Here is a 24,913-nt window from a genome sequence, read left to right as displayed (position 1 = left end):
TCGTCAGCCGCCGTCGTCGGGCCGCGCGCCGAGGCCCGGCATGAGCTGCTGGGCGAGCTCCTCGCGGGACGCCGTGTCCAGGCCCGCCGCGCCGGTCAGGTACAGCGCGTTGAGCAACTGGTCCGTGGCCAGCTCGCCCGCGTCGGCCCGCCGCAGGAACCGGCCGATCAACTCCTCGGCGTACCCGTCGGTCTCGCCCAGATGCGCGTCGACGATCGCCGCCAGCTGGTCCCGGCCCGGGCGGCGCAGCCGCAGCCGGACGCAGCGGCGCAGGAACGCGGGCGGGAACTCCCGCTCCCCGTTGCTGGTCAGCACCACGAACGGGAACGCGCGGCAGCGCACCCGGCCCGCCGCGACCGGCACCGTCGCGTCCGTGCCGTCGGCCCGCACCCGCGCCTCCGTGCCCGCGCGCAGCAGCTCGGGGATCTCGTACTGGCCCTCCTCCAGCACGTTCAGCAGGTCGTTCGGCAGGTCGAGGTCGCCCTTGTCGATCTCGTCGACGAGCAGCGCGCGCGGCCGCTCGTGCGGAAGGAGCGCGGTGCCGAGGGGGCCGAGCCGCAGATGGTCGGCGACGTCCGCCACGCCTTCCGCGGTCGGGCGCCGCTCGCCGCGGGCCGCGTACAGACGGGAGAGCGGGTCGTAGCGGTACAGGCCGTCCGCGAGCGTCGAGCGGCTCGTCACGTTCCAGCGCAGGACCGGGCCGAGCCGCAGCTCGCGGGCGACGGCGTAGGCGAGGGAGGACTTGCCGGTGCCGGGCGGCCCGGTGACCAGGAGCGGGCGGCGCAGGTACAGCGCCGCGTTCACCAAGTCCACGCTCTCCGGTGTGGGCCGGTAGGTGTGGGCGCGGTGCAGCCGGTCGGGCGAGACGGCCGCCGTGTCCGCGTCCTCCGCCGGCGGCGGCAGCACCGGTCCGCCGTCGAACGTCCGCCAGGGCGGCGGTGCGGGCAGCCCGTCGATGCCGTCGTGCGGCGCGGACGCTCCCGTGTACACGGACCACTGCGGCATGTTCGGCTCGTCTCCGTACGTCGTTCGGTTCGTCGTTCGGTTGGTCGTCGTTCGCGGATGATGCGGGGCGGTGCGGGTCGGTGCGGGTGGTCAGGCGACCGGGCAGTGGCGGTGCAGCGCCTCCCGGTCCGGGGCCGGGAAGCAGCGCGGGGAGTCCCACAGCAGCTGGATGTCGTGCGCCCAGTGCTGCTCCTGCGCGCTCGCCCGCTCCCGCAACGCCATGATGTGCTGCGGGAGTTCGTCGAGCGGCAGGCCGGACACGTACGTGCCGAGAGCGTCGAGGAAGGCCGTGCCCGGGCACGGCGTGCCGTCCTCGTGGCCGCCCGCGCAGCCGGAGCGCGGCCACAGCAGCACCGGGACCGGCTTGGCGAGCGCCGTGTCGAAGTGCGGCCGCGGACCGGGGCCCGGCGGCGCGGCGAACCCCACCACGTCGGCCCGCGCCAGGTCCGACTGGCTGGGCGGCGGCCCGCCGGAGCAGTCGACGCGGTGCACCCCGGACGCGGGCCGGTCCCCGCGCGCCCGCCAGCTCTTCGCGAGCCGGCGCCGCCGCCCGCCCTCGCGCCGGCTGTGCGCGGTGACGACCACCGGGTAGGCGCAGCCGAGCGGTGTCGGGTCGCCGTCTCCCGCGGGCCAGCGGTCCACCGGCCAGTTGAGGAACGGCCGGGGCAGCTCGAAGGCCACCAACTCGTCGGTGTCGTCCGGGAGATGGTCGATCGCGGTGTCGATGACGGACTCGACGTAGCCGGGCACCTCGGAGCTCGGCAGCGTGCGCGGCTCCTCGACCAGATGCGGATGGCCCTCGTGGTACGCGGACACCGTCACCCGCACCTCGTCCTCGCCGGCCCCGCTGTGCTCGACGGTGAACACCACCGGCGTCCAGGCCGCCGGCGCCGCCCGCGGCCGGTCCCGCGCGCTCTCGCCCAGCAGTTCGTCGAGCCGGTCCGCGAACCGCTCGGCGACCTCCGGCTCCGGCGCGTTCAGCGCGTGCCACGCCGCCATCGGCAGGGAACGCAGCTCGTGTGAGGGGACCGGCGGCGCCCAGGGGCCCGCCGCCTGCCGGTACAGCCGCTCGGGGCGGCAGTCGAGGCCGGTCCGCAGCGCCTTCTCCACCAGCGCGTTCAGCCGGGCCGGGCCCGGCAGGTGCAGGACGAGGTCCTCCCAGTACCGGACCATGACGGACAGCGGCATCATGCGGCCCGTCATCGTGCCCGCGTCGCCCGTCACGCTCGTGACGATGCCCACGACCCGGTTCGTGCCCGCGACGGTGAGGGCGGCGCCGCTGAACCCGGAGCGCAGCGGCTGCCCGTGCGCGAGGTCCGCGACCAGCTCCACCCACTCGTCGCGCACCCGGGTCGGGCTCACGGCCCGGTACGCGATCTGCGTGCCCTCGTCGAACTTCTTCGGGAAGCCGTACGCGTGCAGGGTCGGCGCCCGGCCGTCGGCGCCCGCGTAGGCCTCGCTCTCGGCGCCGAAGCGGGCCGGTGTCACGTCGACCTCCCGGGCCAGCTCCAGCACCGCCAGGTCGCCCGGCGCGGTCGCGTCGCCGCGCCAGCCGGCGCCCACCAGGACCCGGGCCTCCACCGGCCGTTCGGCCCGGTCGTTGGGGAACGTCACCGTCAGCGGCGCGCCCTCGCCGGCGACGACGTGCGCGCAGGTCAGCACGGTGCGTCCGGCGATCAGGAAACCGGACCCGAGAACCCGCCCGGCCCGCTCGATGCGGGCCTGCCACTGGCAGTCGTTCATCGGCCGGCCGTGCCCTCCTCCGCCGGGCCGGGCGCGGAGGACCAGCTGAGCTTGACCACCAGATGCCCCTCGGCCGCGCCCTTCGTGATGACGGCCCCGACCTCCGCCGACATCTTCACGCCGAACTCGATCTCCACCGCGTCCGGCTTCAGCGCGCCGTCCCGCAGCACCCGCAGCGCCGACTCGGCCGCCGAGCGCACCGCGCCGAGGGACTGCTCGAAGGTGCGGGACGCCCGGAGCGCGTCGTTGTCCCGGTTCACATGCCGGGCGCCGCCCGGCTCCGCGTCCTCGCCGGCCGCCTCGAACAGCACCGGCGCACCCTCGGTGACCTCGAACTCCACCAACCCGTCCACGAACTGTGGTCCCCCGCCCTGCCCTTGTGCTCGACGTGCCTCGTGCTCCCCGCCATTGTGCTGCCCCCTGGCGGGAAAACGCCAGGGCATCTTCCCGCCAGCCCCTGCCAACTCCCTTGGAGCACAGGGACCGTGACACTCGTCCCAGCACTCGCGCACCACCCCTTTCCGAGGCGTACGACGAGAGGCGACGACGATGACCAGAGGACCAGCCGCGAGACGTGGAGCGGCCCTGCTGTCGGCAGGGCTCACGCTCGCCCTGCTGCCGCTCGCGGGCGCGCACGCCGCACCGGACGACGGGGCAGGACCGCCCGGCCCGGAGCGGCGGACCACGAAGACCGCCCGCGCCACCCACACCGTGACCCTGGTGACCGGCGACAAGGTGACCGTCACCGACATCGGCGGCGGCAGGAAGACCGTCGACGTGAAGCGGCCCGCGGGCGCCGACGGCGCCGTGCGCACCCAGGTGAGCGACGGACGGATCACCGTCATACCCCAGGAGGCCCAGCGGTATCTGGCCGCCGGGACCCTCGACCCCCGGCTCTTCGACGTCAGCGCCCTGATCGAGCAGGGCCTCGCGGACGGCAAGGCCGACGCGACCCCGCTGATCGTGACGTACAAGGGGAAGAGCGCGCGCTCCGCAGCCGTCACCCCCAAGGGCGCCGAGCGCCGCCGGAAGCTGTCCAGTGTCGGTGGCGCCGCACTCGCCGCCGCCAAGGGGCGCACCTTCTGGAACGCGGCCACGGACAAGGGCGCGTTCGCCGACGGCATCGCCAAGGTGTGGCTCGACGGCCGGGTGAAGGCCGACATGGAGCAGTCCAACGCGCAGATCGGGACGCCGAAGGCCTGGGAGGCCGGACTCACCGGCAAGGGCGTCAAGGTCGCCGTCCTCGACACCGGCTACGACACCACGCACCCCGACCTCGCCTCGCGGGTCGGCGAGTCGAAGTCCTTCATCGCCGGGCAGGAGGTCGCCGACCGGGCCGGACACGGCACCCACGTCACCTCGACGGTCGGCGGCTCCGGTGCCGCGTCCGACGGCAAGGAGAAGGGCGTCGCCCCCGACGCCACGCTCGCCGTCGGCAAGGTGCTCAGCGACGAGGGCTTCGGCACCGAGTCCGAGATCATCGCCGGTATGGAGTGGGCCGCCAAGGACATCAAGGCGAAGGTCGTCTCCATGAGCCTCGGCTCGCAGGAGGGCAGCGACGGCACCGATCCGATGGCCGCCGCCGTCAACTCCCTCTCCGCCGAGACCGGCGCCCTGTTCGTCATCGCGGCCGGCAACTCCTACGGCCCCGGCACGATCGGCTCGCCCGGCGCCGCCGACTCCGCCCTCACCGTCGGCGCCGTCGACGACCAGGACGAGCGCGCCTACTTCTCCAGCCAGGGCCCGCGCCTCGGCGACAACGCCCTCAAGCCCGACGTGTCGGCCCCGGGCGTCGACATCCTCGCCGCCCGCTCCTCGCTGGTCGAGGGCTCCGGCTCGTACACCACCATGAGCGGTACGTCGATGGCGACGCCGCACGTCGCCGGTGTCGCCGCACTCCTCGCGCAGGCCCACCCGGACTGGACGGGCGCCCAGCTCAAGGACGCCCTGATGTCGACGTCGAAGCAGCTCGGCGACTCGGCCTACGCGGTCGGCTCGGGCCGCGTCTCCGTGCCCGACGCGATCGCCGCGAAGATCACCGCGACCGGCAGCGCCGACCTGGGCTTCTTCAAGTGGCCCTACGAGAGCAACAAGCCGGTCACCAAGACCGTCACCTACTCCAACTCCTCCGACCAGCCGGTGGAGTTGAAGCTCTCGGCGGAGGGCGCGCCCGACGGCGTCGTCAGCCTCGCCGACAGCACGCTGACCGTGCCCGCGCACGGCACCGCCGCCACCACCGTCACCGGCGACGGCAGCAAGGCGCCCGTCGGCACCGTGAGCGGGCGGATCGTGGCGAGCGCCGCCGGGACCCCCGTCGCGCACACCGCGTTCGGCCTGGTCAAGGAGGAGGAGCGGTACACGCTCACCGTCCACGTCAAGGACCGGGACGGAAAGCCGACCGCCGCGAACCTCGTCATGCAGGAGCTCGCCGAGCGCACCGACCCGGGTGTCGTCGCCGTCGGCGACTCCGGCACCGTCGAGGTGCGCCTGAAGCCGGGCACGTACACCGCCGACACCTTCCTCGACGTGCGCGGCGCCAGCGGCCCCGACTCGCTCGGCCTCGCCTACCTCTCGAACCCGGAGATCACCCTCGACCGGGACCGCGAGATCACCCTCGACGGGCGCACCCTGCGCGAGGCCGGGCTCAAGCTGCCCAAGGACACCGACCCGCGCCAGCGCCTCATGGAGTACGACCGCAAGGCGAACGGCGCCGACGTCCTCGGCATCGTCCAGGTCCCGATCAAGTACGACTCGCTGTTCGTCGCGCCCACGAAGAAGGTCACCGGCGGCAGCTACGAGTACCGCACCGTCTGGCGTCAGGGGCAGCCCCGGGTCGCCGTGGACGGCATCGCCGAGACGTACGAACAGCCCGGATCCACGCTGATCGAGGGCCGCAGCAGGCTCGGCGTGATCGACGCCGGGAACGGCGCGCCCGGCGCCTACGCGGGCCAGGACGCCCGGGGCAAGGCCGTCCTCGTGGACGCCGACGGCACCCTCACCGAGGCGCAGATCGCGCAGGCCGCCCAGGACGCGGGCGCGAAGGCCCTGTTCGTCACCGACGACGCGCCCGGCCGTCTCAACACCCTGTTCTACGACGACGACCACAACGACCGCCCGATCCAGATCGCGAGCGTCACCCGGGCCGACTTCGCCCGACTGAAGGACCGCGCCCGCGACCACCGCTCCCTCGACATGACCGGCACCGACGACGCCTCGTACGTGTACGACGTGTCGAAGGGCTTCGCGGGCGCCGTGCCCGACCGGGGCCTCGCCTACGCGCCGGACACCGACGACCTCGCCACCGTCGACACCACCTACTACGGCGACCGCAAGACCGAGGGCGGCGAGTTCCGTTACTCCCTCACCGACACCTTCAAGATCGGCGTCGGCTTCCAGGAACGCCACACCTTCCCCGGCAAGCGCACCGACTACGTGTCGATGGAGCCGGGCCAGAAGTGGCACGAGTCCGTCAACCTGCCGAGCCTGGAGGAGCGTTCTGGCCTGGTCGGCTACCGGACCGGCCGGCACACGGAGCTGAACTGGTTCAAGCCCGTCTGGCACCCGTGGCTCGGCACCGGGCTCGGCTGGGGCCAGCAGCGGCGCGGCGACCAGATCCAGTTCAACGTGCCCGGCTGGGGCGACTCGGGCCCCGACCACACCGGCTTCGGTGACCCGTACGACTCCGAGAGCGGCATGAAGCAGTACACCGAGGTCTTCGCCGACGGCGTCAGCCAGGGCCGCCGGGTCAGCTCCGCCGGATACGTGTGGCAGGCCGACCCCGCCGAGAAGACGTACAAGGTCGTCACCGACACGGCCCTCGACCCCGCCAAGTGGGGCCTCGGGAGCACCGGGCACACCGAGTGGACCGTCCGCTCGGCGCGGCCCGCGACCGACGAGCAGGTCTTCCTGCCGCTCATCAACCTCGGCTTCGACGTCGACACCGACCTCGCCGGAAAGGTCGCCGCGGGCAGCCGACTGCCCGTCGGTCTGTACGCCGAGTACGTGAAGGGCGCCGTCGGCACCGGAACCCTCGGCGGCGGCAAGCTGGAGGTCTCCTACGACGACGGCAAGACCTGGCAGTCCGTCGCCCTCGACGGCCGCGGCGCGTCCTGGACGGGCGAACTGCGGATCCCGGGGGACGCGGCGTCCGTCTCGCTGCGGGCCTCGGCGAAGGACGACAAGGGTGCGACCGTGACCCAGGAGATCGTCCGGGCGGTCGGCGTGAAGTGACCTGCTGAGAACGGGAGTTCGGGCCGGGGCCCGGCGTGGAGCAGGTCCGCGCCGGGCCCCGGTTGTTCCGTATGCCGATACGGATGTGCCCGGCATGTGGACGTCTCTTGTGGTGGCGGCGTGTTCGCGGCAAGGATGCGTGCATGGCCCCTGTACTCGTCTCGCGTCGTCACGTGGATCTGCTGCGTGTCTCCACGATGCTCTGTCGGGCCACCTGTCTGCGCGCTCCGGCCGGCTGCTGAAGCAGCCCCGTAGGCGGCGTCGCCGGGCCTTCCCTCGCTGAAGGCCCCTTCTTTCTTCCTGTTCTCACCTGTCCGACGTGCTCGCGCGCGCCGCCCGCCCGTACCTCGTGTCCGGGGCCGTCCGGCGGCCTGTCCCGGCACGTCCTCCCGCCATGAGCCCGAGGTGCCCCATGCCCGAAAACCACCCGCTGCTGCACTGGTTCCTGCCCACCGGAGGCGACGGCCGCGACCCCGGCGGTGTCACGTCCGTGCAGGGCAGGACCGGTGCCGCGACCCGGCGGCGGGCCGACATCGGCTACCTCGCGCAGGTGGCGCGCGCCGCCGAGCAGGCCGGGTTCACCTCCCTGCTCACCCCGGTCGGGCTCGGCTGTGTGGACCCGTGGATCCTCACCTCGGCGCTCTCCCAGCACACCGAACGTATCGGCTTCCTCGTCGCCTTCCGGGCCGGCTTCAGCAGCCCCACCCTCCTCGCCCAACAGGCCGACGCCTTCCGCCGGTTCACCGGCGGACGCCTGCGCCTGAACGTCGTCACCGGCGGCGACTCCGTCGAACAGCGCTCCTACGGGGACCAGTTGGCGCACGACCAGCGGTACGGCCGCACCGACGAGGTCATGGCCGTGCTCCGCGACCTCCTCGACGGCAAGCGGATCGACTTCCAGGGCCAGCACGTCCAGGTCGAAGGCGCCCAACTCACCGACCCCGCGGTCGAGTTCAAGGTCCCCCTGTACTTCGGCGGCGCCTCCGCCGCCGCCGAGGACGTCGCCGCCCGCCGCGCCGACGTACAGCTCCTGTGGGGTGAACCGCCCGCCGCGGTCGCCGAGCGCGTCGAGCGGCTCCGCGGCCGCAACCCGTCCCTCCGTTTCGGCCTGCGCCTGCACGTCATCAGCCGCGACACCGCCGACGAGGCCTGGGCCGAGGCCGACCGGATCCTCGCCGGGATGGACCCCGAGGCGGTCCGCGCCAGCCAGGAACGCTTCGCCCGCATGGACTCCACCGGACAGGCCCGGATGACGGCCCTGCACGGCGGCAGCACCGACGGCCTCACCGTCGCGCCCAACCTGTGGGCGGGCATCGGCCTGGTCCGCGAGGGCGCCGGCACCGCCCTCGTCGGCAGCCACGACGAGGTCGCCCGGCGTCTCCACGAGTACACCGAACTGGGCATCTCCGAGTTCATCCTCTCCGGCTACCCGCACCTGGAGGAGGCGTTCCGCGTCGGCGAGGAGGTCGCGCCCCGGCTGCGGCGTCTGGTGGGTGCGGAGGCATGAGCACCGCGCAGCTGAAGACCCGGGCGCCGGACACCGGGCTGCCCGCCCCCGTCGGCGTACGGCGCCCCGCACGGCCGGGCCGGGAGGCCGCACAGTGGCTGGCCCTGCGGCTGATCGCCTTGGCCGTCCTGCTCGCCGCCTGGCAGGCGGCCGTCTCCGCCGAACTGTGGCCCCGGGTCCTCGTCCCGTCCCCCGGCGACGTCGCGCACGCCTTCGCCGTGGGGATGACCGACGGCTACAGCGGGCACCTCATCACCGAGCACCTGGCCGTCAGCCTGCGCCGGATCGGCATCGGCACCGGGTACGCGGCCCTCGTCGGCGTCCCGCTCGGCCTGGTCATCGGCGCGGTGCGGCCCGTCGCCGTCGTCCTCGAACCGGCGGTCACCTTCCTGCGGACGCTGCCGCCGCTCGCGTACCTGTCCCTGCTCGTCATCTGGTTCGGCATCGACGAGTCGCCGAAGATCTGGCTCCTGGTCGTCGCCGCGCTGCCGCCGATCGCCGCCGCGACCGCCGCCGCCGTCCGTGACGTGCCCGGCGATCTCGTCGAGGCCGCACGGGCCCTCGGCTCCGGACCGCTGACCCTGCTGCTCGCCGTACGCCTCCCCGCGGCGCTGCCCGAGATCCTCACCGGGATCAGGATCGCGGTCGGCGTCGCCTACACCTCCGTCGTCGCCGCCGAGACCGTCAACGGCGTGCCCGGCATCGGCGGCATGATCCGCGACGCCCAGCGCTACAACCAGACCGCCGTCGTCATCGCGGGCATCCTCGCCATCGGCGTCTCCGGCATCGTGCTCGACGCGCTGCTGAAGGCCGTCGAACGGTCCGCCGTCCCCTGGCGCGGACGCGGCTGAACTTCCCCTGCCCCGCTGCTCACTTCTGGAGATCCGTCATGCCCTTCCACCGCCGTACGCTTCTCGCGGCCGCCGCCGCGCTCACCCTCGCCGCCACCGCGACCGCCTGCGGCACCGGCGGCTCCGACAGCGCCTCGGGCCGGACCCAGGTGCGCATCGCCTACCAGGCGATCCCCAACGCCGACCTCGTCGTCAAGCACGAGCAGCTCCTCGAGAAGGCGCTGCCGGACGCCGACGTGAAGTGGGTGAGGTTCGACTCCGGCGGCGACGTGAACACCGCCGTGATCTCCGGCGCCGTCGACCTCGGACTCGCCGGCTCCAGCCCCGTCGCCAAGGGCCTGTCCGCCCCGCTCGACATCCCGTACAAGGTGCTCTGGATCCACGACGTCATCGGCGACAACGAGGCCCTCGTCGCGAAGAAGGGCAAGGGCATCGAGACCGTGAAGGACCTCAAGGGCAGGAAGATCGCCACGCCCTTCGGCTCCACCTCCCACTACTCGCTGCTCGCCGCGCTCGACGACGCCGGGCTCAAGGCCTCCGACGTGACGCTCGTCGACCTCCAGCCGCAGGACGCGCTCGCCGCCTGGCAGCGCGGCGACATCGACGCCGCGTACGTGTGGACGCCCACCCTCGGCGAGCTGGAGAAGGACGGCACCGTCCTCACCACCAGCCGGAAGATCGCCGAGTCCGGGAAGCCCACCGCCGACCTGGGCGTCGTCACCGACGACTTCGCGGCCGAGCACCCCGAGATCGTCACCGCCTGGCTCAAGGCCGAGGACCGGGCCGTCGCCCGCGCGAAGAACGAGCCGGACAAGGCCGCCGCGTCGATCGGCGCCGAGCTCGGCATCCCCGCCGGCGAGGCGAAGCGCCAGCTGAAGCAGCTCGTGCTGCTCAGCGCCGAGGAGCAGCGGGGCGCGGAGTACCTGGGCCGGCCGGGCGCGCCCGGCGCCCTCGCCGCGAGCCTGCGGGACGCCGCCGTGTTCCTCAAGGGGCAGAAGGCCGTGGACGCGGTGCCCGCGCGCCCGGTGTTCGAGCGGGCCCTCGCCGTGAAGGAGCTGGACCGTGCCGCGAAGTGAGCCGGTGACGGCGGCGCCGGACATCGCGCTGGACGGGGTCACCGTCCGCCACGGCCGTGGGCCCGAGGCCGTGACCGCCGTCTCCGAGGTGTCCCTGAGGGTCGGCGCGGGCGAGTTCGTGGTCCTGGTCGGCCCCTCGGGGTGCGGGAAGACGACGCTGCTGCGCCTTGTCGCGGGGTTCGAGCGGCCGGCTGAGGGCGAGGTCGACGTACGGCGCACGGTCGGGGTCGTGTTCCAGCAGCCCCGGCTGTTCCCGTGGCGGACGGTCGGCGGGAACCTCTCCTTCGCGCTCGCCCGGCACGGGGTGCCCCGCGCCGAACGGGCCACGCGGGTCGCCGAGTTGCTGGACCGCGTAGGGCTGGCCGGGATGGCGCGGCGGCGGACCTGGGAGCTGTCCGGCGGGCAGCAGCAGCGGGTGGCGATCGCCCGGGCACTGGCCACGGAGCCTCAAGTCCTGCTGATGGACGAGCCGTTCGCGGCGCTCGACGCGCTGACCCGGGAGCGGCTGCAGGAGGAGGTGCGGGCGCTGGCCGACGGCACGGGCACCACCGTGCTGTTCGTGACGCACTCCGTGGAGGAGGCGGTGCTGCTCGGCTCGAGGGTCCTTGTCATGGCGGCGGGCCCGGGCCGGATCGTCGCCGAGGTCCCGGTCGGGCTCGACCGGGGCGCGGCCGACGCGGCGGGGCTGCGGGCGACGCCCGAATTCTCGCGGCTGCGCGGGGAGTTGACGGCCGTCATGCGCGAGGCCGGCTGACGGAGGAGTCTTCCGGTCTCCCGGGAAAGCAGAAGGCGCCGCCTCCCCGTGGGACCGGGGGAGACGGCGCCGCATGCGTGCGCCCGACAGGCGTGTTACACGAGCCAGCCGACGAAGTTGAAGACGCCGGCGAGGATGTCGGTAAGCAGGTTCATGGTGTCGCGTTCTCCTAGAGGTGTTGCATGTGTGTGGGACTTGCACGTGCATCGCGATGCGTTTCGCTACGGTCTGCAGCCCGTTGCTTGCGCTCCGTAAGCATCGTTGTTCACCTGGGTCACATGCAAACTCTGGGGCGACGATCACCTGTTCAAGGGAACAACTGCTCGCCTGTTCGGTTGCGGGGTCATGTCAGGCGATGCCCCGGACCACCCCCAGATCCACCAAGTCCTGGGGGCGAAGCCGCAGTTGAGCGGCGGTCTCGTGCACCTGGTCGGCCGGCCGCTTGAGGATCGCGGCCGCGAGCTCGGGGGCGATCACCGAGAAGTACGCGTCCGGGGTCACCCACGTGTTCCCCGGCGCCGCGAGCGCCAGCGCCCCGCCCGAACCGCCCTCGCCGATCACCAGCGTCGTCACCGGCACCGGGCACTCCGCGACCGCGACGAACAGCTCCGCGATCGCGGGGCCCGCCCCCGCCCGCTCCGCCGCCGCGTCGTTCGCGGCCCCCGGGGTGTCGACCAGGGTCAGCACCGGGATGCCGAGCCGCCCCGCGAGCCGGATCAGCCGGGTCGCGGTCCGGTAGCCCGCCGGGGTCGTCGCCGTGCCGCACTGCGCCACGTACGCGACCGTCCGCCCCGGATCGCCGTACGCCGGCCTGGGCGCCCCGAAGCCGCACAGGATGCCGTCGTCCGCGCCGCCCGTCCGGTCGCCGCGCAGCTCCGCGCGGTACGTGAAGCAGGCGTCCAAGTAGGCGGGCGCGTGCGGCCGTTCGGAAGCCCGGGCGCGCAGCACCGCGTCCCAGCCGGTGGCCGGGAGGTCGGTGAGGCCGAGCGCGGCGGGCACCGGGGCCGGCTCCGGCTCCGGGGCGCGCGCCGTGAGCAGCCGCAGCCGGCGCCCCACGTCCTCGCGCAGCGCGTCCGGCGGCACCACCGCGTCGACCGCGCCCGCCGCGAGCTGGCCCTCCGCCGTGTAAGCCGCCGGGTCCGCGTCCGCCGGGCGCACCCGGGACCCCGCGAAGCCGATCTGCGCGCCGGGCAGCGCCAGCGTGACGTCCGCGCCCGCGCCGAGCGTCGCCCAGCCGCCCCCGGTCGTCGGGTCGCAGGCCACCGCGATCTGCGGCAGCCCGGCGGCCCGGGTCAGCGCCGACTGCCGGGCCGCGCGCTGCAGCTGGGTCAGCGCGAGCATGCCCTCCTGCATCCGGCTGCCGCCCGTCGCGACCAGGGCGACGACCGGCAGGCCGTGCGCGCGGGCGTGCGCGTGCGCGGCCTCGATCCGGTCGCCGGTGGCGCGGCCGAGCGAACCGCCCAGGTGGCCGAAGGCGAAGGCCAGGACGACCGCCGGGACGCCGGACACCGTCGCCGTACCGGCCACCACCGACTCGGGCGACCCGCTGCGCGCGACGGCCCGCGCCTTCGACTCCTCGTAACCGGGCCAGCCCAGCGGATTGGCGTCCGCGGGCGGCTCCGGATCCGGCAGCGCCCGGAAGGAACCGGGATCGCACACGAGCTCGGGGTGAGCGGCGCCCCGCGGGTCGGACTTCGGAAGGGTGGGCACGTGCGCTCCTGAGGGCTGACGGGTCCGGTCCCGGTCCAGCATGCGGGGCGCCGGTCGCGGGGCGGTGGACGGCACGGACATCAGGGTCACCGATGCCTGGGCGGCCGTCGACCGCCCCGGGGCCGCCTTGAGAGGATGAACCCGGGGCCCGACCGGGGCGGACAAGGTGAGGAGAAGGCGTTGGCACGGATAGCACTGGTCACGTATCGGGCCGGCGAGGACGGGGGACCCGTCGACGCGGACCTGCCGCTGCTCGTCGAGGGCGTCGAGCGGCTCGGGGCCCGCGCCGACGTCGTCGTCTGGGACGACACGGACGTCGACTGGAGCGCGTACGACCTCGCCGTCGTCCGCTCGACCTGGGACTACAGCTGGCGCCGCGACGAGTTCCTCGCCTGGACCGAGCGCTGCGCCGCCGCGACCCGCCTCGCCAACCCGCCCGGCGTGATCCGCTGGAGCACCGACAAGCGCTACCTCGGCGAACTCGCCGAGGCCGGCGTGCCCGTCGTCCCGACGACGTACGTGCCGCCGGGCGCCGTCCCCGAGTTGCCCGCCGACCGCGCCTTCGTGATCAAGCCGACCTCCAGCGCGGGCGCCCGCTACGCGGCCCGCTACACCCCGGCCGAACAGGACGTCGCACTGCGGCAGTTGGCGCGGATGCACGAGGAGGGGCTGACCGCCATGGTGCAGCCCTACGTCGACGGGATCGACGTCAGCGGGGAGCGCGCCGTGCTCTTCTACGGCGGGCGGTTCCTGCACGCCATCCGCAAGGGCGCGGTGCTCTCCGCCGGAGTCGCGTTCGACGCGCGCAAGGTCCCGCACCCCTCCCTCGAACCGTGGGAGCCGACCGAAGCCGAGTTCGCAGTCGCCGAACGGGCCCTCGCGGCCGTGCCGGGCGGGCCCGAGCAGCTGCTGTACGCGCGGGTCGACCTCGTCGACGGGGCCGACGGGCAGCCCTGTGTCATGGAGCTGGAGCTCGTCGAGCCGAACCTGTTCCTGAGCGCGGTGCACCCCGGATCCGTCCCGGCCGTCGCCGAGGCCATCGTGAAGGCCGCCGCCGGCTAGGGCTCCCCGGCCGTGGTCACCTCCGTCCAGCGCTGGAGCAGCCCCCATGTGAACTCGGCCCGGATCCGGCGCGGGGTGCCGTCCTCGTCCGGGGCCGTGAACTCCAGGCCCCAGCGGGTCGGGGCCGAGCCCTCCAGGGGGCGGGCCGGAGGGAAGGCGCGGGCCGCCTCGTCGACCGTGCAGGACCACGGAGTCAGGTCGGCGAGGGTGCGCAGGGCGGGGCCCGGGGTGCCCGGGGCGCGGGTCAGCCACTCGTTCCAGACCGCACCCGTGGGCGCGAGCAGCACCTCGAAACGGAGCGTGGGCCACAGCGGCACCGGCCACTGGAGCGCCGTGCAGGTCAGGTCGCCCAGGCGGCGGGGCCGTTCCGACGCGGGGGCGCCGAGCACCGAGCGGTACCGCGACGCCGCCGCGCGGGAACGCGGGGAGTGCAGCATCGCCTGCCAGCGCCGGTTCGCCTCCCGCATGTCCGCCACCGAGACGCCGAGGTCCGCGCGGGCCGTCTCGACCAGCTCCGGATTGTGGTCCGCCATCCGGCGCAGCAGGACGAGCTGGAACTCGAGCGGGCCGAAGGGCTCAGCGGGACCGGTGGGCGGGGTGCGTCGCGCGGGTGCCATGTCTGTCATGGTCGCGCACGGAGCCCGGGGTGCGGCCGTCCGGCAGGAACAGCACCGAGTTGACGTAGCGCGGGCGGCGGGCCGCCGGGGTCAGGGCCCGGCGCAGCAGGCCCTGTGAGGCGATGTACGCGGTGCCGCGCTGGTGCGCCGCCAGGTCGAAGGAGGGCAGCGGCAGCCAGTCGGTGCCGGGCAGCACCCAGCCCTCGTAGCCCCGCTCGCGCAGATGCCGTACGACCGGGGTGATCGGCTGGATACGGGTCTCCAGCTCGATGAAGAGCGCCGGGCGGTCCCGGGTGAGGAGGGCCTCGGCGCCGCGCAGGACGGCGAGTTCCGCCCCGTCCACGTCGATCTTCACGAACTCGACGTCGTCCAGGGCGAGTTCGTCGAGGGTGACACAGTCCACGGCCTGACCGGTCGTGGCGTGCAGGCCGTCCCGGCGGACCAGCGACGACACCCCGCGGTCCCCGCGCGCGTCGTGCGGCGGCTGCCACAGCGGGGCGGTGCCGGGCCGGTCGCTGGCCGCCGCCCGCACCACCCGCACGTTCGCGGGCGTGGTCGCGGCGAGCGTACGGGCCAGGTGCGGTACGGGTTCCAGGGTGACCACGCGCCGGGCGCGGGCGGCGAGGCGGTGGGTCCAGGGCCCGTACCAGCCGCCGACGTCGACCGCGGTGGCGCACCCGGAGCCGTCGGGAACCATGTCGGACAGGCGGGCCAGCTCCGGTTCGAAGCGCGGGTAGAGGGCGCGGGCCGCGGCCGCGGTCAGGCGGGCGGGCAGCCAGGGGGCGAGACGGGCGGCGATCGTGGTCACGTCACACCGCCCCCCTCGAACTGTTTCAGGAGCCGTTCGTGCTCGTCCTCCGCGAGCTGCTCGCCGGACGAGGGCAGCAGTTGCGGCACCCCGTCGACGATCGGATAGCGACGCTGCAACCGGGGGTTGTAGAGCGCGCCGCCGTCGGGCAGGAGGCGCAGCGGCCCCTTGTCGAGCGGACAGGCGAGCAGGGTGAGCAGCGGGTCGTCAGGCTTCATGGGACAGCAACTCCTTAGGGGGTTCCACGGTCTGTGTCGTCGTGGCCGGGGGCGGATCGTGCTTGGGCATGAGCAGCAGGACGGCGACGGCGAGCGCCGTGCCCGCCACCCGCAGCGCGAGCCGCAGCGGCTCGGAGGGCAGTGACTCGCCGAACGCGAGCGTGCCGAGCACGACCGTGAACAGGCAGGTCACCGTCGTGCACACCGGCACGATCAGCGAGGCCCGGCAGCGCTGCAGCGCCGCCTGCGACATGACGAGCCCGCACGCGCCCGTGCACAGCAGCAGGTACGGGTACGGGGAGGCGAGCAGCCGGGGCACGTCCCACAGCAGCCCGGACACCCCCTTGATGGCGAGCGAGCTGACGCCGTAGAGCAGGCCGACCGCGACGCCGTACTCGACGCCCGCGCTCGGCATCCGGTGCCGGCGCCGGGCCCGCCGCTCCGCGCCCGCGTACAGGTACAGGCCGGCGGCGAGCGAGGGCACGCACACGAGGAGGATGAGCGGGGCGGGGGCGGCCCCGCCGACCGCGTCCGGGTCCTGGCCGGTGTCGCGCAGCGAGAGCACGACCATGACGAGGGCGGCCAGGATCGCGCCGATCGCGTACCGCTCGCGGCCCGAGGTGCGTTCGCCGAGCAGCCGCGCGGACAGCAGGAGCAGCAGGACGAGACCCGACACGAAGATGCCCTGGGCCGCCGCGATGGGCAGCGTTCGGTACACGGCGAGCTGGGCGCCGAAGCCACCGGCCAGCGCCAGCGAACCGGCCAGCCACAGCGGGCTGCCCACCAGGTGCCGCAGGAGCCGCGCGGGACGGCGGACGCTGATCGCCGGCAACCGCCCCAGCGCCCGCTTCTCCAGCACGAAGCCGACGCTGTACAGGGTGTTCGCGAGCAGCGCCGAGGCCACGCCCCACACCACGGCCGGCACAGCCGCTCACGCCTTCCGCGCGTGCAGCAGCAGGATCGAGGAGAGCGAGGGGGCCGCGCAGGCCAGCCGGTCGAGCGGGCGCAGCGGCCCCGGCACCCCGTGGAAGGGTGCCCCCGAGACGCCGACCACCCGGTAGCCGGACGCGGCCACGAACGAGCGCAGCGCGCGGGCCGTGTACAGGCGCAGGTGCCCGACGACCTCCCGGCCGGGCCTGCCGTGCACCCCGCGCAGGCTCACCTCGGAGAACACCGGCTGCACCCCGGCGAGCAGCAGCCCGCGGTTGTACCAGGCGGCCAGGTTCGGTGTGGACAGCATCAGATGGCCGCCGGGCCGCAGCACCCGGCGGATCTCGTCCAGCGCGGAGTCCGGGTCCACGAGGTGCTCGATCACCTCGGAGAACAGCACCGCGTCGGCGGCGCCGTCCGCGAACGGCAGCCCGTGGTCGGACAGTTCGCCCCGCACCACGTACGGGATCCGGGCCGCCGCCCGCCGCAGCGCGTCCTGCGACCAGTCGACGCCGACCAGCCGGTGGCCCGGCAGCAGCGCGGCGGCCGTCGCGGCGGCCGAGCCGTCGCCGCAGCCCAGGTCGAGGACGGTCGCGCCCGGGGTGTCCGCGAGGGCCCGCGCGAGGATCCGGGTCTGGCGGACGGTGCGCGGGGTGCCGGAGGCGACCGGCACGTCCGGGTTCTCGTAGAAGTCGCGCAGGCCGGGCGTGCGGGGTTTCGGCGGGGTGAGGTGCGGTGGCGTGAGGTTCGGTCGCGTGGGGGGTGCCGTCATCGTGCCTCCTCGTGGGTCGCGCGCAGATGCTCCTCGAACAGGTCGCGCAGCCGGGCGCCGTCACCGGGGCCCAGCAGCGTCCGCGACCAGCGCAGGGCCAGATGGAGCCGGCCCGCGGTGGACGCCGTGGTGACGGTCAGGCCGCGCGGGGTGCGGGCGGGCGCCGAGAACCAGACGGCGCCCGCGCGGATCCCGTCGCCGAAGTCCAGCGGGTACGGGACGCGCCCGATGTTGCTGAGCAGCGTCGTCGAGGTCCACGGCGCGGCGGCCCGGCGCAGCATCCGGGTGGCGGCGGCCCGCCAGGCGACGGGCGCGTACGGCGCCGTCAACAAGGCGGCGCCGTGGCCGAGTTGGGGGCGCGGCAGGCTCTTGAGGGCGGCGGTGCGTGCCGCGACGACCTGGAGCAGCTCGCCCGTGGGGCGGGCCAACTCGGCGGCGCTGAAGGCGACTTCGACGAGGCGGGTGCCGTTGCCGATCGGCATCGACACGTCCCGGGGGCGGTCGTCGACGGGCATGGTGATGCGCAGCGGGCGGCGCGGATCGTGCGCGCCGCGCGCCGTGTTCCAGTCGACGAGAGTGCGAGCGGTGGCGGCCATCAGCTGGTCGTTCACGGTGTACGGGGCGCCCTTCGGGCGGCGCGGCACGGGTAGCTCGCACACCAGCAGTCCGTTGCCCGGGGACGATTCCGGGCGGACGCCGGGCGCGACCCGTGCGGGGGGCCGCCACGGCGACGGCATGACCGGCTGGGCCGGGGGGTGCGCGGCGGCCGGTGCGGGGGCCGTGACGGTGGGCGGGGTGTTGTCCGGTCCGCCGTACTCCTGCGCGGCGGTGGCGAGCACGCGCAGGCAGGCCGGGCCGTCCAGCGCCGTGTGGTTGACGGTGAGGAACAGCACGGTGTCGCCCGTGACCGGATGCGGGACGGCTTCCAGGCGGACGGGCGGTGAGCTGGTCAGTGGCGGGGCCTGCGCGAGGGAACGGGCGCGGGCCGCCTCCAGCGCGTCGGGGGCCGGGGGCGGGAACGAGACGGGCGGGGCGTCCGGCCCCTCGGTCAGCTCCCACTCGTACCGGCGTGCGTACCAGCGCCGCGGGGTCTCCCGCATCAGCACCCGGGGGTGCCGGGTGAGGGCCCGACCGAACGCGCCGGTGAGCCGCTCGTTGTCCAGGCGTCCGCTCAGGTGCACCTCTATGTGCACGGTTTCCGGTTCGTCGTCCTGGAGGCAGTGCCGGGCGACTTCGTCGACCACGGGGAACGGAATCCGGTGCCCCGTGGGGTTGGCCCGGCCTTGTTGCCGGCCCTCGACTGTCGTCATCGGGTCCCCTTCCGCTGGGGGCGGGGGGCCGCCGTAGGTGTGGGGGTGCGCCGCCGGGTGCTGCGCCGTCGTGGCTGGTCGCGCAGTTCCCCGCGCCCCTTACGGGGCGTATCTGATCCGGCGCCGGTGAGGGGCCGCCTCACTGCCCAGGTCATTGCCGTGCCTCCCCGTCCGGTCCGGGGGACTCTCCGCCCGTTGTCACCAGGGCTGCGAAGACCGCCAGCAGCGCCAGGAGTTGGGCGGTCGCGCTGAACGGGCCCGCGCCCGCTCGGACCGGTTCGCCTGAACCCGTTGCTGCGATCACTCCGGCCGCCGCCATCGCCAGGAACGCCAGGGGGACCAGGAGGGCGCGGCGCCACCTGGCCAGGAGGGCCAGGGCCGGGACGAGGGCCGCCCAGGGGCCCGCGATCACCACGGCGACCAGGGTCAGGGCGAGTGTGCCGAGGATCCAGCCCGGCGCCGGAGGGGTCGGTGACGGCGGTGTGGGGTCGGGGTCGCGTCGGCGCCACAGGGCCAGGCCGATCAGGACGACGATGCCTGCCACGCCCGCGAACAGGCCCGCCTGGTAGGTGGTCGCGGGCGCGTAGGAGAGCTCCACCGTGCCGCTCGCCCCCTGCGGGACCAGCCACGCCTGTTGCCAGCCGTCGAGCCGCAGCGGCGTGAGCTTCTTGCCGTTCAGGGTGGCCTGCCAGCCGTCGTTCGCGTTCTCGTACGTGGTCAGGTACGCGGCCGCGCCCGCCTCGACCCGCACCCTGCGCTGGTCGCCGAGCCAGTCCCGTACGGTCATGCCGCGGGTGGCCGTCTCGGCGGTCGCGGCCGTGTCCGCGCGGGTCAGGGTGACGTCCGTGAGGGTCAGGGCGCCCTTGCCGCTCGCGGTGAGCGTGTGCTCGCCGGCCGGCAGGTCGAGGGGGCCGCACAAGGTGACGTCCAAGGGTCGGCGTTCGGTGAGGTCGGCGACCGTGCCGCGTACGGAGGTGCGGTGGGGGGTGCCGTCGACGGTCACCGTCGGGCCCTTGCCGCAGGGCAGCTTGAACTGCCATTCGGGGTCCGGCTGTTGGAGGCGGTACCGGTCGAGACCGGGGAGGTACGCCTCGGTCAGGCCCACCGGCAGCTGCATGTCCTCGTCGGCGACCGGGTTGTGGACCGTCAGTGGGGCCGTTCGCGTGATCGTGATGTCGAGCCGGTTCGTGGTGATGGTGTCGAAGCGGGCCATGCCGTTGACATCGACGCCCGCGACCGCCGCCCCGTCGGGGCTGCTGATCTCGATCTGCTCGGGCCGGGTGGACAGACCGCCCGCCGGGGCCAGGACGAGCGAGGACACGGGCTGCTTGTCCGGCCAGCGGAGGTGGATCGTGGGGCGGTCGCCCGCGATCCAGGCCGTGGTCAGATCACCGTCGGTGAGATTGCGCGCGGAGGTGTTCGTGCCGAGCGCGGCCGTGGAGTCGGCGGTCGCGGTGATCTTCCGCTTCTGGCTGGGGGCCACGTCGTAGAGGAGCTGGTCGAGGGCGTCGCCCGCGGTGGGGGTCGCCGTCGCCCTGAACGTGTAGCGGCCGGAGCCGGAGCTGGTGAACACCCGGTTCAGGGCCGGCTCGGTGTCGGTGAGCGTGAGCCCGCCGCCGCTCACCGCACGGTGGAAACTGAACCGGTCGGCGCCCGCCGAGTCCGCGGGCAGCCGCAGCGCGCGGTGCGCCCGCACCCCGGGCACGTCGATGTCACGGAACCCGGCACCGGTGAGCCCCGGCTTGGCGCGCTGCGTCTCCAGGATCGTGATCCGCAGCCAACGGGCCTCGCCCGCAGGGGCGTTCACCGTCTGCCGCGTACCGTCCGGCTGGATCTCCGCGGTGGTGCTGCCCCGGTCGGTCTCGATCCGGATCCGGGTCGGCGCGGCCCGCACCCCGTCCTGCGGCAGCGGCGTGAGCCTCAGCCGCCCGGGGAGGTCGGTGGGCCCGGAGAAGTCGATACGCAGCCACTCGCCGCGCGCCGAGTCGGGGGCGCCCTCGGCCCAGGCGGTGTCGGGATCGCCGTCGAAGGCGTTCACGGGGTCGAACTGGGGGAGGTGCAGCAGCCAGTTGCCGCTGGAGGACGCGCTGACCGCGCGGGCCCCCTCGATCCGGGCCGTGGTCTGCCGCTCGACGCCCCGCGTCGGCAGGATCTGCTTGGGTTCCTCGCCCGGGTTCTCGGCCGCCTTGGGGCTGTTGCGCTCCGTCGGCGTGTACGGGTACGAGGTGTTGGTGTTGACCAGGCCGAAGCGTGTGTCGGCGCGGCGCAGCCCGTCCGCCGCGATCCGCAGCGCGGGATCGCCGATCCCCGGATGGTTGTCCCCGGTGAGCACGGCGGGCCGGTCGCGGAACTCCGGATCGGCGGAAAGCCGCAGCAGCGCCTCGGGCCCGCCGCTGACCTCGGCCGTGTTCCGCACCGGCAACAGGCCTGCCTGACCCGGCCGTTCGGCCTTGTCGTCCGGCGCGTAGATCTCGACGGAGCGCTGGCGCGGGTACAGGCCCTCGATGGCGATCGGCGTGTTCTCGGCGATGCGCCCGCCGGTGACGACGGGGCCGAAGCCGGTGACGCGGTGGAAGCCGGACTCGGTCAGGGTGCGCTTCACGGTCGCGGTCGGTACGTAGCCGAACTGGTCGGGGTCGAGATCGTTGCGGACCACGACGTAGTGCAGGCCCGACCGGGAGACGAAGTCCTGGAGGCCCGGGACCCGGCCGCCCGACATGAGGGCCTGCTCGACGGCGTCGAGGGCCCGCCGGTTGCCGGCGGTGCCGAAGGGCACGTAGTCGCGCTGCGCCCACCGGGACTCGGCGAGCACGTCGAGCGGCTGGTCGATGGGGGAGCCCCAGGTGTAGACGCCGTGCGCGGTCGCGGGCACGACCAGGGCGCGGGAGTCGGGGGAGTACTTGTGCAGCCAGTCGGCGGTCGCCTGCCAGTACGTGGGCAGCTTCTGGAAGGAGCCCGGCTGGAGGATCGAGCCGTTCAGGTAGGGCCAGGCGAGGCCCGGCAGCACCAGCACGGCCGCGAGCAGCGGCGCGTATCGGCGGACCTTCAGCGGCCGGGCGCCGCGCGGGTCGGAGGCCACGCCCACGAGATGGGTGAGGCCGAGCGCGAGCGCGAGGGCGAGCCCGGTCTGGAACTTGTAGATGTTGCGGAACGGCGCGAGCCCCCCGTCCAGCCAGCCCTGCACGGTGCCCGCGAAGGGGGCGCCGAGCGCCCCGCCGTACCCGGCGAGCGTGACGAGCAGCGCCGCGAGCACGGTGAGCAGCAGCCAGCGCCGCTCGGGCAGATCGCGCCGGGCCAGGCCCGCGAGGCCGAGGCCCGCGGCGAGCGCCGAGCCGACGACGGCGACCGCGGCCGTCGCCACGGTCCAGCCCGCGGGCAGCCAGGCCTCGCCGAGATGCAGGTACGCGACCCAGTTCCCGGCGCCGCGCAGCACCTCCGTCGCCGCCATCGGATCGGTCGTGGTCCGTGAACTCTCCACGTAGGGAAGGAAGTTCTCGCCGTACGCCCCGAGCAGGAGCAGCGGCACGATCCACCAGGCCGTGGCCAGCACGACACCCGGGATCCACCAGGCGATCTGGCGCCGCTTGCGCGGACCGGCGGGCCGGGACAGCAGATACAGGCCCACGGGCAGCAGCGAGGCGAGCGTGGACGCCGCGTTGACCCCGCCCATGAACGGGATCAGCAGCGCCGAGCGCACCGCCGAGGCCCGCGCCGAGACGCGCGGGTTCGCGAGCGGCAGCAGCACCCAGGGCAGGAACGCGCCGGGCAGCGCCGCCGCCGACGTCGACCCGACGACGATGGTGAACGTCGGCCACAGCGCGTACACCGCCGCGCCGAGCAGCCGGCTGCGCGGGCCGCCGACGCCGAGCCGCTCGGCGAGCCGCAGCGCGCCCCAGAAGGCGACGCTCACCACGATCGACATCCACAGCCGCTCCGCCAGCCACACCGGGACGTGCAGCAGGTCGGTCAGGCCGTAGTACGGCAGCATCGGGAAGGCGTAGCCGATGTACTGGTCGGCGATGCCGCCGAAGCCCGCCCGGTCGTGCCACAGCTGCCCGAGGTCGGCGAGGAACTGCCACGGGTCCTGGGCCACGCCGAGCTTCGTCTCGAACGTGGCCCGGCCCGGCTGCACCGCGCAGAACGCGACGAACAGCACGGCCCAGAAGGTCAGCAGCCAGCGGCGCGGACGCGGGCCCGGTTCGGGCTCGGGGGGCGCCGGAGCGGCCGGTGGGGCCTGGACCGTGGTCGTCATGGGGCACACCGCCTGAGAATGAGGAGAAGGTTCCACGTGGCGAACTCGCGCAGGCCCGGCACCCGCGTCACCGTCTCGCTGAGGAACGGCCAGTACCGCGAGCGCGCGGTCAGGACCGAGACGTCGTCGCGGGCCCGCACATGGCGCAGAGTGGACCCGACGTGGTGCTGGAAGAGGTTCTCGCCGAGAGTGTGCTTGGGCGGCCGGCCGGTGCGCCGCCGGTAGCGCTCCGTGGCGCGGTCCGCGCCCAGGTAGTGCCAGGGCGCCCACTCGTGACCGCCCCACGGGGACAGCCAGTTGGTGAACGAGACGTAGACGAGGCCGCCGGGCCGGGTGACCCGGACCAGCTCGCTCAGGAACGTGTCGCGGTCGGCGACATGCTCCAGGACGTTCGACGTGAACGTCACGTCGGCGCAGCCGTCGGGCAGCGGCAGCAGATAGCCGTCCGCGACGACGGTGGAGCCCGGCGGCGCGTCGCCGAGCTCCCGGGTGTCCGGCTCGAACAGGACGCCCTGGGCGCCGCGCGCCCGGAACTCCCGCGTGAAGTGCCCGCTGCCGCCGCCCACGTCCACGACGACCTTGCCCGCGACCTTCCCGTACGCCTCGACCTGGTCGGCGGCGTCCCGGGCGAGCAGCCGGTAGCAGGCCTCCGGGTCGCGCTGCTCGCCCATGAACGCCTTGAAGAGGGCGAGCGAGCGGCGCGGCGACGGATCCCTGAATCCCGTACCCGTCATGGCGTCCAGCCCCGCACCGCCTCCGCCGCGACCGACTGGAAGCGGCGGACGGAGTGCGCCCAGCGGTAGCCGGCGGCCCGTTCCTCGGCGGCCTTGCCCATCAGTTCGCGGCGCCGGGCGGACAGGGCGAGCGTGCACCAGGCGGCGGCGAACGAGGACGGGCCGTGGGCGAGCAGCCCGGTCACCCCGTCCTCGACGGAGTCGCGCACCCCGGGCACGTCGAAGCCGACGGCGGGCGTCCCGCGCGCGGCCGCCTCCGTGATCACCAGGCCCCAGCCCTCGACGGCCGAGGGATGCAGCAGCATCCACGCCTCGCACAGCAGCCGGTGCTTGTCGGCCTCGGAGACGTGCCCGGCGAACTCGACGCCCGGCCCCGCGAGTTCGCGCAGTCGCGGGGCCTCGGGTCCGTCGCCGACGATGACGAGGCGGCCGCCGGTCACCGGCCGCACCCGCTCCCACAGGCGCAGGAGCATGTCGATCCGCTTGTACTCCACGAGCCGGCCCATCGCGAGGAACAGCGGCTCGGGGGAGCGGTCGGCGCGCGGGCCCGGCTCCTCGACCCCGTTGGGGACGAGACGGATCCGCGCCGGGTCGACGCCGATCCCGTGCAGGGCCTGCGCCGTCGAGGGCGAGACCGCGACGAGCAGGTTGCGGCGCTGGGCGACTCCGGACAGGGCCCAGTGCTCCAGCCTGCGGCCCAGGTGGGCGGCGGGCGCGAGCGGGCCGCGCAGCCGCATCCGCCACAGGTCGGTGTGCACGTGGTTGACGAGGCAGAGCGTGGGCCCGTCGTGCCACAGCGGCGCCAGGTACGGCATGCCGTTGCAGACCTCGACGAGCAGGTCGCAGTCGCCGACCTGACGGGCGAACGCCGAGCGGGCGCGCAGGTAGTGGGCGGTCTGGCCGCCCGCGGAGACGACCCGGTAGTCGCGCTCGGCGGCGGGGCCGCCGCACAGCAGGGTCACCTCGTGGCCCGCGCGGGTGAGCCCGTCGGCGAGCCGGTCGATGAGGAGTTCGGAGCCGCCCGCGTTCGGATTGCCGAGGTCGCGGTGGGCGAGGAACACGATCCGGCGTGGTGCGGGCGGTGCGGCCGGAGGGTGCTGCGCGCCCGGTGGGGACGCGACGCGCAGGGGGGACGGCACGTGCTGGGGCATCCTTGCTCCAACTCGTCTCGGGGTGCGGAGCTCTGTGGGGGCACTTGCGAGAGGTGCGCGGCGCTGGTCGGGCGCCGCGACCGGTCCGTACGGGAGGTGTGCTGGGCCCGTACGGGGTGCGTGCTGGGTCCGTACTCGGTTCGGTACGGGTCCGTACCGGTGGGTACTGTGCCGGGGCTGTGC

Annotated in this window: 19 protein-coding genes; 6 read left to right on the top strand and 13 right to left on the bottom strand. The window is 74.4% G+C overall.

Going from position 1 to position 24,913, the window contains the following annotated elements:
• Window positions 1–3: 3 nt before the first annotated feature.
• From ACIBTU_RS12525 to ACIBTU_RS12515, 3 genes are all read right to left on the bottom strand, one after another.
• Complete coding sequence (locus tag ACIBTU_RS12525) at window positions 4–1,005, bottom strand: AAA family ATPase (RefSeq protein ID WP_399126017.1); 1,002 nt, start codon at window positions 1,003–1,005, stop codon at window positions 4–6.
• Between the two features lie 90 nt (window positions 1,006–1,095).
• Window positions 1,096–2,748 carry a trypsin-like peptidase domain-containing protein gene (locus ACIBTU_RS12520; RefSeq protein ID WP_399126016.1) on the bottom strand — a complete coding sequence of 551 codons (1,653 nt, stop codon included), beginning with the start codon at window positions 2,746–2,748 and terminating at the stop codon, window positions 1,096–1,098.
• On the bottom strand, window positions 2,745–3,101 hold the full coding sequence (locus ACIBTU_RS12515) for a CU044_2847 family protein (protein ID WP_399126015.1): 357 nt from the start codon (window positions 3,099–3,101) through the stop codon (window positions 2,745–2,747). The genes ACIBTU_RS12520 and ACIBTU_RS12515 overlap by 4 nt, the downstream gene beginning before the upstream one ends.
• Window positions 3,102–3,297: 196 nt before the next feature.
• Here ACIBTU_RS12515 and ACIBTU_RS12510 point away from each other — a divergent pair, with 196 nt between their 5' ends.
• The 5 genes from ACIBTU_RS12510 to ACIBTU_RS12490 all read left to right on the top strand — a co-directional run bounded on the left by ACIBTU_RS12510 (window position 3,298) and on the right by ACIBTU_RS12490 (window position 11,166).
• Window positions 3,298–6,978 carry a S8 family serine peptidase gene (locus tag ACIBTU_RS12510; protein ID WP_399126014.1) on the top strand — a complete coding sequence of 1,227 codons (3,681 nt, stop codon included), beginning with the start codon at window positions 3,298–3,300 and terminating at the stop codon, window positions 6,976–6,978.
• A gap of 412 nt (window positions 6,979–7,390) precedes the next feature.
• Window positions 7,391–8,485, top strand: coding sequence for an LLM class flavin-dependent oxidoreductase (locus tag ACIBTU_RS12505; RefSeq protein ID WP_399126013.1), 1,095 nt, complete (start codon window positions 7,391–7,393; stop codon window positions 8,483–8,485).
• On the top strand, window positions 8,482–9,336 hold the full coding sequence (locus ACIBTU_RS12500) for an ABC transporter permease (RefSeq protein WP_399126012.1): 855 nt from the start codon (window positions 8,482–8,484) through the stop codon (window positions 9,334–9,336). The genes ACIBTU_RS12505 and ACIBTU_RS12500 overlap by 4 nt, the downstream gene beginning before the upstream one ends.
• Before the next feature lie 38 nt (window positions 9,337–9,374).
• Complete coding sequence (locus ACIBTU_RS12495) at window positions 9,375–10,412, top strand: ABC transporter substrate-binding protein (RefSeq protein WP_399126010.1); 1,038 nt, start codon at window positions 9,375–9,377, stop codon at window positions 10,410–10,412.
• A complete protein-coding gene (locus tag ACIBTU_RS12490; RefSeq protein WP_399126009.1) occupies window positions 10,399–11,166 on the top strand; it encodes an ABC transporter ATP-binding protein in 768 nt (255 codons plus the stop codon). The genes ACIBTU_RS12495 and ACIBTU_RS12490 overlap by 14 nt, the downstream gene beginning before the upstream one ends.
• A 348-nt stretch (window positions 11,167–11,514) precedes the next feature.
• Here ACIBTU_RS12490 and ACIBTU_RS12485 read toward each other — a convergent pair whose 3' ends face one another.
• Complete coding sequence (locus ACIBTU_RS12485; protein ID WP_399126008.1) at window positions 11,515–12,876, bottom strand: carboxyl transferase domain-containing protein; 1,362 nt, start codon at window positions 12,874–12,876, stop codon at window positions 11,515–11,517.
• Window positions 12,877–13,056: 180 nt separating this feature from the next.
• Here ACIBTU_RS12485 and ACIBTU_RS12480 point away from each other — a divergent pair, with 180 nt between their 5' ends.
• The gene (locus ACIBTU_RS12480) at window positions 13,057–13,938 is read left to right on the top strand and encodes a RimK family alpha-L-glutamate ligase (protein WP_399126007.1); all 882 of its coding nucleotides are present in this window, start codon (window positions 13,057–13,059) and stop codon (window positions 13,936–13,938) included.
• Here the strand turns inward: ACIBTU_RS12480 and ACIBTU_RS12475 are convergent.
• The 9 genes from ACIBTU_RS12475 to ACIBTU_RS12435 form a co-directional block, all read right to left on the bottom strand.
• Complete coding sequence (locus tag ACIBTU_RS12475; protein WP_399126006.1) at window positions 13,935–14,564, bottom strand: hypothetical protein; 630 nt, start codon at window positions 14,562–14,564, stop codon at window positions 13,935–13,937. The genes ACIBTU_RS12480 and ACIBTU_RS12475 overlap by 4 nt on opposite strands.
• Complete coding sequence (locus tag ACIBTU_RS12470) at window positions 14,515–15,363, bottom strand: FkbM family methyltransferase (RefSeq protein ID WP_399126005.1); 849 nt, start codon at window positions 15,361–15,363, stop codon at window positions 14,515–14,517. Before ACIBTU_RS12470 ends, ACIBTU_RS12475 begins: the two co-directional genes overlap by 50 nt.
• A complete protein-coding gene (locus ACIBTU_RS12465; RefSeq protein WP_399126004.1) occupies window positions 15,360–15,581 on the bottom strand; it encodes a Trm112 family protein in 222 nt (73 codons plus the stop codon). The genes ACIBTU_RS12470 and ACIBTU_RS12465 overlap by 4 nt, the downstream gene beginning before the upstream one ends.
• Window positions 15,571–16,497: a hypothetical protein gene (locus tag ACIBTU_RS12460; protein WP_399126220.1), complete on the bottom strand. Its 927-nt coding sequence runs from the start codon at window positions 16,495–16,497 to the stop codon at window positions 15,571–15,573. Before ACIBTU_RS12460 ends, ACIBTU_RS12465 begins: the two co-directional genes overlap by 11 nt.
• Before the next feature lie 15 nt (window positions 16,498–16,512).
• Window positions 16,513–17,283 (bottom strand): class I SAM-dependent methyltransferase, encoded by a 771-nt coding sequence (locus ACIBTU_RS12455; protein WP_399126003.1) that lies wholly within the window; start codon window positions 17,281–17,283, stop codon window positions 16,513–16,515.
• Window positions 17,280–18,593 carry a condensation protein gene (locus ACIBTU_RS12450; RefSeq protein WP_399126002.1) on the bottom strand — a complete coding sequence of 438 codons (1,314 nt, stop codon included), beginning with the start codon at window positions 18,591–18,593 and terminating at the stop codon, window positions 17,280–17,282. The genes ACIBTU_RS12455 and ACIBTU_RS12450 overlap by 4 nt, the downstream gene beginning before the upstream one ends.
• A gap of 151 nt (window positions 18,594–18,744) precedes the next feature.
• Entirely contained in the window at window positions 18,745–22,845 is a 4,101-nt protein-coding gene (locus ACIBTU_RS12445) for an alpha-(1->3)-arabinofuranosyltransferase family protein (protein WP_399126001.1), read from the bottom strand.
• Window positions 22,842–23,579, bottom strand: coding sequence for a class I SAM-dependent methyltransferase (locus tag ACIBTU_RS12440; RefSeq protein ID WP_399126000.1), 738 nt, complete (start codon window positions 23,577–23,579; stop codon window positions 22,842–22,844). The genes ACIBTU_RS12445 and ACIBTU_RS12440 overlap by 4 nt, the downstream gene beginning before the upstream one ends.
• Entirely contained in the window at window positions 23,576–24,730 is a 1,155-nt protein-coding gene (locus ACIBTU_RS12435) for a glycosyltransferase family 4 protein (protein ID WP_399125999.1), read from the bottom strand. Before ACIBTU_RS12435 ends, ACIBTU_RS12440 begins: the two co-directional genes overlap by 4 nt.
• Between the last annotated feature and the right edge of the window lie 183 nt (window positions 24,731–24,913).

It is taken from the genome of Streptomyces sp. NPDC050145 (assembly GCF_044460245.1).
In the GTDB taxonomy this organism is placed as follows: Bacteria; Actinomycetota; Actinomycetes; order Streptomycetales; family Streptomycetaceae; genus Streptomyces.
The sequence above is the reverse complement of the archived record's forward strand: the minus strand, read 5'-3'. Positions and strand labels throughout refer to the sequence as shown.